Source organism: Pantoea sp. R13S299, from assembly GCF_048515925.1.
Classification (GTDB): Bacteria; Pseudomonadota; Gammaproteobacteria; order Enterobacterales; family Enterobacteriaceae; genus Pantoea.
On sequence record NZ_JBLYEF010000003.1, the window covers coordinates 366,230 to 379,001 of the forward strand.

Sequence of the window (12,772 nt, forward strand, 5' to 3'; positions counted from 1 at the left end):
AAAATTATCAGCCGCTCAGCTAAGTGTCATCGCTGGGAAGAACGGTGGTTAACGTCATCATCAAAGTCACACCGCAAACAGAGGCAGGGAAAGTATGAGGGAGATTGCACCCGAGGGCATAACCGGGATGCCGTCACGTACGGCAGCGTATCTTTGCCGTCAAATCGGGCATCTGGTGCAAGCCGGGAGCCTGACGCCGGAGACCTGCGAGCGTATCTATGCTTTCTGTGGTATCAGACCGTCAGATTCTCAGTGGCGTCAGTTTCTTATCCCGGTGCTTTGCTTTCTGGGATTACTGTCACTGGTTACCGGTGCGGTGTTCTTTGTTGCCTGGAACTGGGCCTGGCTGCCGAAGATGGCGAAATTTGCCCTGGCCGAACTACTGATCGTCGCGCTGGCGGTAGTGGTCTGGTGGCGCTGGTACAGCACGCTGGCACGCAGTGCCTTGCTGGCGACAGGGTTAGGATTCGGCGCCCTGTTTGCGCTTTACGGGCAGATTTATCAGACCGGGGCTGACAGCTGGGAGCTATTCCGGGCCTGGTTCTGGGTTCTTTTGCCGCTGGCGCTGATTGCCCGGCAAAATAGCCTGTGGTTTTGCAGCTGGCTGGTCGCTAACCTGACGTTCCAGCTCTATTACACAACGTGGGCGACCTCACTGCTGGATGTCGCCGTGTCTGACAGCTTCACCCAGCTCCCGACGGCTGTGCTTCACGGCTATCTGGCAATTCTGGCAGCCTGCCTGATTCTTCGGGAAGCGCTGGCCTGGCGGGCAATATCCCATCATCCAGAGAGCTGGCTGGCAAGCCGCTGGTTCTCACGCGTCATGGCGGGATTTTTACTGTTGCTGCTGACCACTATCGTGGCTGGAAACGTCTCTGACTGGCAGGGTGCTGAGCACTTTACGTCTGTTACGGGCGGCTGGGTGATTACCCTGCTGGCAGGCTATTACCTCTACCGTTATCGCTATGTGGATCTTTGCATGCTGACGCTGGGCATCGCCAGCCTGACCGTTGTGGGCTGCGCGCTCATCATGCAGTTATTCCTTTTAGGCTACGATACGGGTGACCTGTTTCTGACCGGAGCACTGATGATTCTCTGGGTAGTAGCAAATGGTTCTATCCTGTTGAAGTGGCAGCGCAAACTGGTTGAAAAGGGGCCGATCGATCTGGCTCCAGCCAGGCTGACATTACTGACAGATACCCTGCGTCAGCAGAACTTGCTGAGCGTCTCACAGGTTAATGAGATTCACCAACGCGGTCATGCGTCGGATCTGCCCTGGTATCTGCGGCTGGCGCTGAGCGTTGGAGGCTGGGTCGCAGCGATTATCACTCTGTTACTGATGGCGCTGGTGCTCTATTCCGCTGATCTGCTCGACGACCCGAATGCTGTCACCCTTATCCTTCCTTCATTGATGCTCGCCGTCATTGCACGCAGCCTGTTACGCAGTGATCGTGACGGTAAACATCACCTCGGGCTGGCATGGGCCATTGCGGCGACGTGCGGGCTGATCTTCGGCGTTTTGCTGCAAATCCAGAGCAATGACGTCAGCTTTATGATGCTGAGTTCACTGTGCGCACTGCCGATCCTTGCCGCGATGGCAGTGGCGATGCCTGACCGCACTTACCGCTTTATGGCCATGACTGCCCTGACCTTTTATCTGGTGCTGGCGGCATATTCATTGTCCCGGCTATACCTGTCACCAACGGTGGGCCGCCTTGTTGTTTCCACACTGGTGGCGGCGGTCATGTTTGTGTGGCTGTGGACTGTCCGTAATCAGCTGAGGTTACAGGCAGGGCCGTATGCTGACGCGGTTCATCCTCTGCTGTATGGCATTCCAGCTGGTCTGATGTTGCTGAGTTTCCTCGGGATAAACGCGGCGTATCTCACAGATATGTTCTGGTCCACTGCGCAGTTTTCTGTGCTTCAGACGGCGACAGGCACAGGGATCGCGGCAGGTTTAGTGCTGAGCGCGCTCATTCAGAAAAGGAACGGGCAGCCGGTGTTTTCGATAATCTCCCTGCCCGTCGCCCTTATCTGCGGGGCTGCCGCCCTGTATGCACCGGGTATCGGGCTGGGCTTGTGGTTGATTCTGATGGCGCGTTATCAGGGCAGTAAGGGACTGCTGGTGGTCAGTGGCGGTTTCATGGTGCTGTATGTCATTGGCTGGTATTACTTCCTGGAGGTGACTCTGTTGCAGAAATCCCTGCTGCTACTGGCTGGCGGTCTGGTTTTACTGGGCCTGGCATGGGGCGTCAAACAAGTGTTACCCGCACAAATCGGAGGTGCTCGTGAGAATGCGTAAACCGAGCCGATGGCTGGCAGGCGCGGTGATAGCGCTGGCACTGGTGGCCGTTAATGTCAGCATCTGGCAAAAAGAGCAGTTGCTGAAACAGGGCGCGGTCATGATTTTACCCCTTGCCCCGGTTGACCCGCGCTCCCTGATGCAGGGTGATTACATGGCGCTGAATTATGCCCTGACCCGACCGCTGGAGCAGACGTTGTATCAACAGGCTGAGAACTGCGGCGCAACCCTGTCAGCATCCTGTCTGCCCACCAGCGGAACCCTGATTGTTGACCTCGATACGCAGCGTCATGCGACTCAGGCCCGGTTCGATCAGGGTGAGCCTCTCCAGGCGAATCAGCTGCGGGTGAAATATCATCAGCATTCCGGCTCACTAACCGTCGGCACTAACGCTTATTTCTTTCAGGAAGGTCATGGCGAGCGTTTCGCGCAGGCACGTTTCGGGGCATTCCGCGTGGGAAGCGATGGCACGGCACTCCTGACGAATCTGCTTGATGAGCAGGGTAAGGCGATTCAGCCTTAACGAGACACTTACATGCAGGCCAGCTCAGCTCAGCATCATGCTGAATTTCACGCCTCTTCAGGCACGGGATGGTAATGAAAAGACCTGTCACATAGCAGGTCTTTTACATGAATACTTTTTATCTCAAGCCATTAGCAAAGAATATTCATTTACTATCGGGTTAATTCTGCTGGCAAATCAGTTACAGCTTTGCAGGGTAACAGGCAGGAAACTAAAAGCCCTGTAATTTGGCCCGCTGCAGCCAGATAAAAGGCAATTTGTAAAGCATTTTCGAGACTTTTTGCAGAGTTTTCCGGATGAAGACTCACGGTCCCGCTTCCGGAAAGAGCAACTAACAGAGCAATGCCAACAGCATTACCAATATTCAGGGTTGTAGAAGCCATACCTGAAGCAACCCCTTGCTCGTGATGCTTTACGCCTGAGCCAGTAGCGACCCACATTGCCGTCCAGACAATTCCCTGGCCTACTCCTGAAATGAACAGTCCCGGTAATACAGTCAAATAAGATGCACCTGAAAAGGCTGAGGGTACCAGTGCCAGTGTTCCCGCAATTCCAGTTAAAAAACCGATCAGTAAAACTTTGCGTAACGACAGACTATTTGCAAGTAGGGCTCCAAATTGCGTTCCGGCAAAAATTGCCAGCGAAGGAACTATAAATGCCAGGCCGGTCTGCAAGGCGCTGTATCCCATAACATTTTGAAACATAACCGTCAAAAAATAAGGCAAAGCTCCGAAGGTTCCCATATAAATAAACGTAATCACCATGCCTGTGGCCAGACTGCGATTCCTGAATAATCGTACCGGCATTAACGGTTCGGGGCTGCGAAACTCTATGGCAGTAAACGCCAGTAGAAATACGACCGCTAGACTAAGTGATAAGAGAATATGTTCTGACAGCCAGCCCTCTTCAGGTCCCTGAACCAGGGCATAAACCAGCAGAATTGCTCCTATGGTGACTGTCACAGCACCCGGAAAATCGAAGCGGCCGCGATCTTTCTGAAAGCTGTCTTTAGGTAAGACAAAAAAAGCTGCACATATTGCCATCGCTGCCAGCAAAACATTGATGAAAAATACCGATGGCCAGCCATAGACGCTTGTAAGTATGCCACCAGTGAGCGATCCCAGTGTAAGACCACTTGCACCTGCGCCGCCCCAGACAGCCAGTGCCCGATTGCGCGGCGGACCTTCCTCGAAAAGTCTGTTAATAAGCGAAAGCGTGGCAGGAAAAAGTAATGCTGCGCCTATACCTTGTATGGCTCGTGCCATTATGATGACAACAGGACTCCATGCTAAACCACCGGCCAGTGAGGAGAGCGCGTAGAGCCATAAAGCGCCGATAAAAATGCGACGTTGTCCCAGAAGATCTGCTGCTCGTCCACCGAACAATAAAAACCCCCCACAGCATACCGTATAAGCGCTGACCACCCACTGGAGCGTGTGCGGCGAAAAACCCAGCCCCGCTCCAATTTCCGGTAATGCAACAAACACGATATTGATATCCAGAGAGTACATGAGTTGGGCGAAGGCAAGCAGCGCAAGGCTAAGGTGCTGAAAGCGAGGTACACCCGATTTCTGTAAGACAGTAACCATCTAAAAATCTCCATATAAACTAATGTACGAGTACATACGTACATTTAATGTATGTATGTACTCGTACATTAGTCAACCGATAAAATTTAAAGTAGAGTGTTGGCATGTTTCCAATCTGATGAGAACCGTATGCTTTCGAAACACCCTGATGCGGAACAAATACGTCTTGAAAACGTGCTGACCGCTTTAGGAAATCCATTACGTCTGACTGTGGTGCGCGTGCTGGCGGGCGGTGGTGAGCATGCCTGTAGCGCCGTATTGAGCGGTATTCCTAAATCAACGCTTACTCACCACTGGCGAGTATTACGGGATAGTGGCGTTATCTGGCAACGCCCTTACGGACGCGAAAATTTACTATCACTTCGCCGGGAAGATCTTGATGCCCGCTTTCCTGGGCTGCTGGAGGCTTTGTTGGTTGCGGTGGAAAACGATGCACTAACGCAGGAATCAACAACAAAAAATCTGCCGACGCCATTCACAGAATAAAAGGCTCCTGCAGAGGAGAAGTGAAAGGAATTGAAAACATAAAGTTACCTTTTCGCTCATAGCAAAAATCTGGTGAAATATGAAATCCTCTTTGTGCCAAAAGCAGACGTTATCAACATCGGAACGTATTAATCTGCGGGGACACAGACATACAATCGTACCGAAATTATCAGAGGCGTTTTTTCACGATTCGTACCGGGTATCAGGTTGCAAGAAACGGCCATCCTGCTGCATAAAAATGCTGCGGGAATTTGTTCGTCCTCGCACAGAAGACGTTGTGCTAAATACCAGAACATAAACCAATTGAGTTAATTTGATGAAAACAGTCGAGTTATTGCAGTACACCTTGAAAGCAGGCACTGGAAGGGAATTTCATCAGATCATGGTTGAGGAAAGTATTCCCCTCCATCGCGAGGCGGGCATTGACATCATTGCCTTTGGAAACTCATTGCATGATGAGGATTCTTACTACCTAATCCGAGCCTATGATGATCCAGAGCATCTGGATGCATCACAGAGAGCATTTTACCGTAGTGATGCGTGGAGGTCAGGACCACGTGATGCCATTATTGAACGGATTCAAACCAGCTTAAAATCGGTACTGATGCTTACTGACACTGCAACAGACGGACTGAGGAAGTGAGCTGATAAAAGCTTAAAAATCGGAAGTTATGATTAATTCACATGCTTGTGGAGATTATCAGAAAGTACGGGGTATCGCTCAGATGTGAACTCGGAATGTCCACTCTTCGCTCATTGCGTACCTTAGCTCCATGTCAGTCAGCTTTGTGCCCTAAGCGGACATGATTACACTTGTCAGGAAGAGAAGAACCGTGCAGGGTGTCAAAGAAGCCGCATTAAAAATCCTAAAATCAGGGGATATGATGACTGTCCAGCAAGTACCTCGACTTGAAACAAAACGACTGATTTAAGGCAATTTACGCTCGACGATTTTCCCGCACTTATGGCGTGCTGGGCTACTCCTGAAATGGCTAAAATTAGTGGCGGTGAAAATCCAACAGCAGAAATGGTCTGGGCTCGCTTATTACGTTATATCGGGCACTGGCATGCGCTAGGTTATGGCTATTGGGCAATTACTGAAAAAACAACAAATCGTTATATCGGTGCTTTTGGTTTTCAGAATGCTCATCGTGATATCACACCTGAGTTAATATTCCCTGAAGCTGGCTGGACATTGATTCGTGATGTTCGAGGCAAAGGCTATGCGTCCGAAGCACTGGCCGCAATTTTACTATGGGCCGATCAGGCATTATCCTCTCCGGTGTGCTGTATCATTGATGAAGAAAATAAACGTTCCAGTTATCTGGCAGAACGTTTTGGTTTCAAGTTTCAGGAGTATGTCAACTATCGCGACAAGCCGGTGCGGTTGCTTATACGACAATAAACAATCAACCATAACCGCAAATTTTTATACTGGCTGAGCTACTCCTCTGTTAACGGCTACGCGACAAAGGAAGCAGAACTTCCTTGGGCGAAGCCGGTCCAGTGAAAGCATCAGACGCTTCCCTTAAACTACACCGCGCAGATCTCAACCCATGTGCTTAAACGGCCCCAGCAAAGGACTTAAGCTCAGCTTTATCAGGAAAACACCATGCCTTTGGCAGTTACCCTCGTTAAAACACCCCTGACTCCAGCGTCATTCCAGCCATGAGTCGTCAGCTGTTCATCTCTCTGGATGGTCCCAAGGGAGCCGGTAAAACCACGTTGCTGGAAGCCATTACGCAAGTGCTGAGGGCAGAAAACAGAAAGGTGGTCCGGCTTAGCGAGAAAAAGAGCGATCCTTTCAGGGCGAACTCCATGGCGCTGGTTAACCGGCTAGCCCGAGATCCCTCCGTTGATCTGGAATGGGAGATCTGTGAGCGCTTTGCTTTAAGCCGTGCCTGGATTTCACAGAACGTACTCGCTAAACAGCCACCTGACAGCATTATCCTGATGGATCGCTGGTATCCGTCGGATGCCGCATTTCGGCGGCTGGTGCCTTTCACAGAGATATTGCAGCTTAACATTGAGCACAATGTACGAGCGCCAGACCTGCATGTCGGGGTGGTCACAGCACCAGAGGTTTCATGGGAAAGAGCCGCAGCGCGTTCGCGGGGTCTGGGAAGTACGGTGATTCATCGCCTGGAAGAGCATATCGCCTGTACCCGTGCGTTTGAGCAGGAAGTTGCCAGGCACGGCTGGTTTTTATGCCGCAATGAAGGAAGCATCGAAGAGGCGACATTGCAGGTAGTTGCTGAAATCAACAAAGTGCTTTGACGCCCTACAGGCATTTTTACGGGTCGGCGCTCTTTACCTGTTGAGTAGTAATCATCCACCGGAATTTAACTTGTCCAAAATCAACAATGGTCAGTTTATCGCTGGTACAGACCTCCTGATTTCCCTTATAAAATTGCTTTAATATTCAGATAAGGCACAGGGAATTGCGCTACTCATCAATACCATTCAATCATAATCAATCAGGCTGGCCTGCGGGTGAGCCATGTTTTCCCTCGCAGCCTATGCTGCGAGGAGATATCACCGCCGACTGGGTCATCGTCGGCGCGGGGTTTGCCGGTGTTGCGTTTGCGCGTCGCCTGGCTGAAATTAATCCCACCCTGAAAATCATCATCGTTGAGGCGCATACCACACGTGAAAGCGCATCGGCACGTAATTCAGGTTTCGTTATCGGCCTGCCTCATAATATTGGCAGCTCGACCGCCGAATTAAAAAAGGCCAACGCCTACCGAAACTTGCTTCAGGAAGGCATTCGTCAGCTGGAGCAGGTCATTTTACAGCATGATCTTAAATGTGACTGGGAACAGGTGGGTAAATATCACTGCCAGGCGGAGCGTGGCAATGATCGTATATTGAAGGAGTACGCCAGCCATCTCGATTTAATGGATGAGCCGTGGCAGAGGTTAAGCAATGAAGAGCTGTACCACAAACTCGGCACACGCTTTTACAGCAAAGGGATATTCACGCCGGGCTGCGTGCTGGTTAATCCGGCGCAGCTAATTGCAGGCCTGAACCATTACTTGCCGGAAAATGTTCAGCGCTTCGATAATACGCCGGTGCTGGGGATTCGTTACGGCAGCATGGCTGAAGTGCTGACACCTTTGGGGGTCATTAAAACGCCAAAGGTGATGCTGGCTACCAACGCACTCTCCCCAGAGTTGCGTCCTGGGCTCTCGCGTCAGGCAGCCATGGCCACCTTCGCCAGCACTACCGATCCGCTGACGGATGAACAACTGGCTACCCTTCCTCCGATGCAGAGCTGGGGACTCACGCCCGTTAATGCCATTGCCGGAGCGACCTTCCGTTTCACCTCCGACCGTCGTTTCCTGATTCGCCAGCACGTGATCCCCGCCCTGAAAGGAAAAGTGAGTAGCGCACAGACTGATCGGGCGACCCAAATGCATCAGCGCTTATTCAATAAAGTCTATCCAACACTGAGCAGCCTGAAGATAACCCACACCTGGTCTGGCACCATCAGCGTCACGCGGAACGGTGCGCCGGAATGGGGCATGCTGAACAAGTTTGTCTGTACGGCAGGTGGCTGTAACGGTGCAGGCATCTCAAAACAGACGATAGCGGGCAGTCTGCTGGCTGATTTTATGATGAAGCAGGATAACCCGCATATTGCGGATATGCTGTCGCTGGGCAAAGCTAACTTCATGCCGCCCTCACCCGCGCTGGATATCGGCATTGCGCTTTCGCTGATGAAAGAGCGTTATCTGGGTCGTAAAGAGGTGTAGCTTTCCGTGATGAAGACGGACGGGGAAACCCGTTCGCTTTCTATCCGGATTAGGGCTTTCCGGATTAAATCTTTCGTGACGAAACCAATGGCACAGGCAGTGCGACTGATATTACAGCTCTGAAGCATCAAAGGTCGCTGACCCTGTTTATTTCCTATGTACCTGACACATATCAGAACGACACTTAGATTTTTCTGCAATCCCACAGTCACACTTATCTATTTCAGCGCCTCAATCTAATAAATGTGAATCAGATCACGAAACTCTGACGATTACCGCACAAACTGTAGCAATAAGTTCATTTTAGATTAACATTAATAAATGTGAACAACTGGTCCATCAGGCATCCGGCATGCTCAAAATTTCATCAAGTGAATGTTTTTCAGTGGCTATTTCAGTGATTACTGTCCTGGGCTTCCTCTATCTGTGGTTTACGGCACATAATTTTTATTAACGGTTACTAATCAATTTAAAATAATCGTTTTAGCTCTACCTCTTCAAGGTTACGGAATACCTTTATGTCACGATTCAGAATCAATCAGCCTGTATTGCCCCGCGTTACATTCATTCTGTTATTCTCGCTTTATATTTCGGTTTTTCTCAATTTCGCCTTTTACCGGCAGGCTTATTCGCTCATAGAGATGAATGGGCTTAGCAATATTCTGTTTTTCCTCTCCATGCCGATTGTCGCTTTTAGCGTGATTAATATTGTGGTGACGCTGGCCTCGTTTTTGTGGCTGGACCGAATAACCATTGCGCTATTTATCATTGTCTCTGCGACGGCTCAGTATTTTATTCAGCATTACGGCATCATCCTTGATCGCTCGATGATCACCAATATGGTGGATACCACGCCAGCAGAGAGCATGGCGCTGCTGACCCCAAAGATGATTGCGGTGATATTTTTCACCGGCATTTTTATGGCGGTACTGGCCTTCTGGCCCGCCTTTAAAAAGTCGGTTCCGGTGTGGAAAGGGATCATTCAGCGCGCTGTCAGTCTGGTGATTTCCGTTGCGCTGATAGCCGTGATAGCCATGCTGTTTTACAAGGATTACGCCTCACTGTTTCGAAATAATCACGAACTGGTGAAATCTCTTAGCCCCTCTAATTTCATTGCTGCCTCGCTCTCTTACTATAACCACCGCGAGCGGGCTAATCTTCCGCTGGTGAAAATAGGCGAAGATGCGCATCAGCTTCCAACCACGCTAAACGGACCTAAAAAGAACCTGACGATTCTGGTGGTTGGTGAGACATCTCGTGCCGCGAATTTTTCTCTGGGCGGTTATCCACGACCGACAAATCCTTTGCTGGCGGAAGATGACGTGGTCTATTTTCCTGACGTCTCCTCCTGTGGCACTTCCACGGCGGTCTCCGTTCCCTGCATGTTCTCGAACATGCCGCGCAGGCATTACGATGATGCTCTGGCCAGCCATCAGGAAGGATTGCTGGATGTGATTCAGCGGGCAGGTCTGAGCGTTCTGTGGCATGAGAACGATGCGGGATGCAAAGGGGCGTGCGATCGTGTGCCTAATCAGGATATGACCGCCCTGAATCTTCCCGGAATGTGCATTAAAGGCGAGTGCTATGATGAGGTGCTTTTCCATGGTCTGGAGGAGTATATCAACCAGCTTCAGGGCAATGGCGTGATCGTGCTGCATACTATCGGCAGTCATGGTCCGACCTACAATCACCGTTATCCTCCGGAATTCGGCAAATTCAAACCCACCTGTGAAACTAATCAGATTCAGGAGTGTTCGCAGGAACAGCTGGTTAATACCTATGACAACACCATCCTGTATGCGGACTACATCGTCGATAAAGCGATTGAGTTACTGAAGGCCCATCAGGAGAAGTTTACGACCAGCCTGGTTTACCTGTCCGATCATGGTGAGTCACTCGGAGAGAAAGGGGTTTATCTGCATGGACTGCCCTATTCAATTGCGCCTGAAGCTCAGACCCACGTGCCGCTGCTGATCTGGCTGTCACCCGATTACCAGCAGCGTTATGCCGTGGACTACAAATGCCTGAGCCATCATGCCAACACGCAAAAATATTCTCAGGACAATCTGTTTTCAACCATGCTGGGTATTACCGGTGTTCAGACCCGCGAATATGTTGCGTCGGACGATATACTGGCGACCTGCAGGAATAAGCCTGGCGAAAAATAAGTGATGAAGCCCCGATACGGGGCTTTTTACTGGCTGGATACCTGCTATGAAGCTGAATTAACCGGCCAGTTTATTTCGCGATTGTTTTCGATAATATCCTGATGCGAAGGTGCATTACCCAGCGTTGCAAAGCTGGCGTAAAGCAGTGGCAACCGGGTCTGCCCTTCTCCCTTGTTTGCTAAAGCCAGAGCACGGAGCATAACGGGTGCATCCCAGTCACAGCAGTAACAAGGCGTGCAAGGCTGCTGACGCCATGATTCAGCGATCGATCCTGAGAACACGGGATCAAAGCCGGTATCGTTGACCAGTGTCATCGCAGTCTGCACCGCGTCAGGATGATCCCCGGCGACGGCAATCGCCAGACGGCCCCGACTTTCCTGCGGCTGCCCCAGATCGGCGAGCGAGTCAGCGAGAATGTTGTTAAAGGCTTTAACTACAGGATGCCCGATTTGATCCTGAACCCATTCACTTTCGGTTTGCCCATTATCCAGAGCCGCAATCGGTGCGTCGCGCAGGCCCGGATAGTAGTTGCTGGTGTCGATCACCGGAACGTGGGGGGATAAATGAGCGAAAAGCTGATCGGGCAGGCTGCTGAGTGCTGGCAGCGGAATGGAGAGAATGACGGCTTCCACGTCAGTGACTGCTCCCCTGATGTCTGTGGGTTCTGCATTGATTTCAGCCGCGAAAACTCGCACGCCATCCACCCCGCGTGAATTAGCTATTTTTACTGTATGCCCCGCTTCACTCAGCTTACGTGCCAGGGTACCGCCGATGTTACCAGTACCGATTACGCCGATTTTCATATTTCACTCCTGATGCTGTAATGAAGTGAGATACCCTATATATTCACTGAACAAACAACAAGAACCGACAAAATAGTGGGTTACTCACCTGAAGGTAAGTATGGAAAGAGACTGGCGTTGTGATATCCCGGAACAGCGGCTGATATGGGCGCAGGCGACCACAGAAGCGCTGAAGAGTATTGAAGGTAAATGGAAGACAATTATTATCTGTCAGCTTTTCGCCGCCAAAGGCCCGTTGCGCTTTTCAGAGCTGGAGCGACGGATTGAGGGCATCAATCAAAAAATGCTGATCCAGCAGCTTAAGCAACTGGAACAGGATGGAATCATCACACGCACGGTTTATCCCGAGGTTCCACCGCGTGTTGAGTACTCACTTACCGATCTGGGAAAAGCGCTTGGGCCATCAATGGCAGCGCTGATTGACTGGGCCTTATTACGTCGTGAAACCCTGGGTCTGGATCACTCCTGAGACGCACAACTAACGCAGGGTTACGCGGATAACCAGCTCAGTTAACAAATGTCGAATCCGGTCACATCGACATGTGCCGGGCGGATTTCAGATGCTGTTCGACAACAGGGGTGTGCGCGTCGGCCAGCGCCTTCACATCCGGATCCTTAATCATCGTCGCGTCACTCTTCAGAGTCGACAGCACCCTCTTATGGTCCATGACTCCGGCGTTTTCCATATACATTTTGTCAAAGGCCTTGCCGCTCTGCTTTTCCAGCTTCCCGGCCATGGCCTTATGTTTAGCGTCGGGCGCAGTCGGTAATGTCACCTCTTTTTGCTCAGCAACTGCCTGAACTTTTGTCAGGGCACTGCTGTGATCGTCGACCATCTTCTGTGCAAAGCTTTTAACTTCCGCGTTTTGTGTTTTATTCAGCGCAATTCTGGCGGCGGCAATTTCATTAATATTAGCCTGAGCCATATCCTTCAGTGCTTTTTCGTCACCCGCGCTGAGCTTGTCATTCTTTACGGTCTGCGGCGCATTCCCGCCCTGAGGGGCGCTTGTCTGCGTCTCAGCCTGTACGCTGGCAGTGCCGAACAGAGCAGCGACGGCTGATATAGCCAGCAATCCTTTATAGATTTTATTTTTCATTTTGTACTCCAGAAAATTAAGGGAAAGACCGATATCAGATAAATTCTGC

Annotated in this window: 11 protein-coding genes and 1 pseudogene; 9 read left to right on the forward strand and 3 right to left on the reverse strand. The window is 50.9% G+C overall.

The window, feature by feature from the left end:
* The first annotated feature begins 94 nt into the window (after nt 1-94).
* The gene (locus tag ACN1CO_RS16150) at nt 95-2,302 is read left to right on the forward strand and encodes a DUF4401 domain-containing protein (protein WP_419139818.1); all 2,208 of its coding nucleotides are present in this window, start codon (nt 95-97) and stop codon (nt 2,300-2,302) included.
* Nucleotides 2,295-2,825, forward strand: coding sequence for a GDYXXLXY domain-containing protein (locus ACN1CO_RS16155; protein ID WP_419139819.1), 531 nt, complete (start codon nt 2,295-2,297; stop codon nt 2,823-2,825). The genes ACN1CO_RS16150 and ACN1CO_RS16155 overlap by 8 nt, the downstream gene beginning before the upstream one ends.
* A 152-nt stretch (nt 2,826-2,977) precedes the next feature.
* On the opposite strand, the gene ACN1CO_RS16160 is transcribed toward ACN1CO_RS16155, so the two are convergent.
* Nucleotides 2,978-4,414, reverse strand: a complete 1,437-nt coding sequence (locus ACN1CO_RS16160) for an MFS transporter (RefSeq protein ID WP_419139820.1) — start codon at nt 4,412-4,414, stop codon at nt 2,978-2,980.
* A gap of 129 nt (nt 4,415-4,543) precedes the next feature.
* Here ACN1CO_RS16160 and ACN1CO_RS16165 point away from each other — a divergent pair, with 129 nt between their 5' ends.
* The 6 genes and pseudogenes from ACN1CO_RS16165 to eptA all read left to right on the forward strand — a co-directional run bounded on the left by ACN1CO_RS16165 (nt 4,544) and on the right by eptA (nt 10,823).
* A complete protein-coding gene (locus ACN1CO_RS16165; RefSeq protein ID WP_419139821.1) occupies nt 4,544-4,900 on the forward strand; it encodes an ArsR/SmtB family transcription factor in 357 nt (118 codons plus the stop codon).
* A gap of 316 nt (nt 4,901-5,216) precedes the next feature.
* Entirely contained in the window at nt 5,217-5,543 is a 327-nt protein-coding gene (locus tag ACN1CO_RS16170; protein ID WP_419139822.1) for an NIPSNAP family protein, read from the forward strand.
* Between the two features lie 241 nt (nt 5,544-5,784).
* A pseudogene (locus ACN1CO_RS16175) lies at nt 5,785-6,305 on the forward strand (GNAT family N-acetyltransferase).
* 263 nt (nt 6,306-6,568) lie between these two features.
* Nucleotides 6,569-7,177, forward strand: a complete 609-nt coding sequence (locus ACN1CO_RS16180) for a dTMP kinase (RefSeq protein WP_419139823.1) — start codon at nt 6,569-6,571, stop codon at nt 7,175-7,177.
* Nucleotides 7,178-7,341: 164 nt separating this feature from the next.
* Nucleotides 7,342-8,655, forward strand: a complete 1,314-nt coding sequence (locus tag ACN1CO_RS16185; protein ID WP_419139824.1) for an NAD(P)/FAD-dependent oxidoreductase — start codon at nt 7,342-7,344, stop codon at nt 8,653-8,655.
* A 518-nt stretch (nt 8,656-9,173) separates the two neighbouring features.
* Entirely contained in the window at nt 9,174-10,823 is a 1,650-nt protein-coding gene (gene eptA, locus ACN1CO_RS16190; RefSeq protein WP_419139825.1) for a phosphoethanolamine transferase EptA, read from the forward strand.
* Between the two features lie 44 nt (nt 10,824-10,867).
* On the opposite strand, the gene ACN1CO_RS16195 is transcribed toward eptA, so the two are convergent.
* Nucleotides 10,868-11,626 carry an NADPH-dependent F420 reductase gene (locus tag ACN1CO_RS16195; RefSeq protein ID WP_419139826.1) on the reverse strand — a complete coding sequence of 253 codons (759 nt, stop codon included), beginning with the start codon at nt 11,624-11,626 and terminating at the stop codon, nt 10,868-10,870.
* Between the two features lie 100 nt (nt 11,627-11,726).
* Here ACN1CO_RS16195 and ACN1CO_RS16200 point away from each other — a divergent pair, with 100 nt between their 5' ends.
* Nucleotides 11,727-12,095, forward strand: a complete 369-nt coding sequence (locus ACN1CO_RS16200; RefSeq protein WP_419139827.1) for a winged helix-turn-helix transcriptional regulator — start codon at nt 11,727-11,729, stop codon at nt 12,093-12,095.
* Between the two features lie 61 nt (nt 12,096-12,156).
* On the opposite strand, the gene ACN1CO_RS16205 is transcribed toward ACN1CO_RS16200, so the two are convergent.
* A complete protein-coding gene (locus ACN1CO_RS16205; RefSeq protein WP_419139828.1) occupies nt 12,157-12,723 on the reverse strand; it encodes a DUF4142 domain-containing protein in 567 nt (188 codons plus the stop codon).
* Nucleotides 12,724-12,772: the final 49 nt, after the last annotated feature.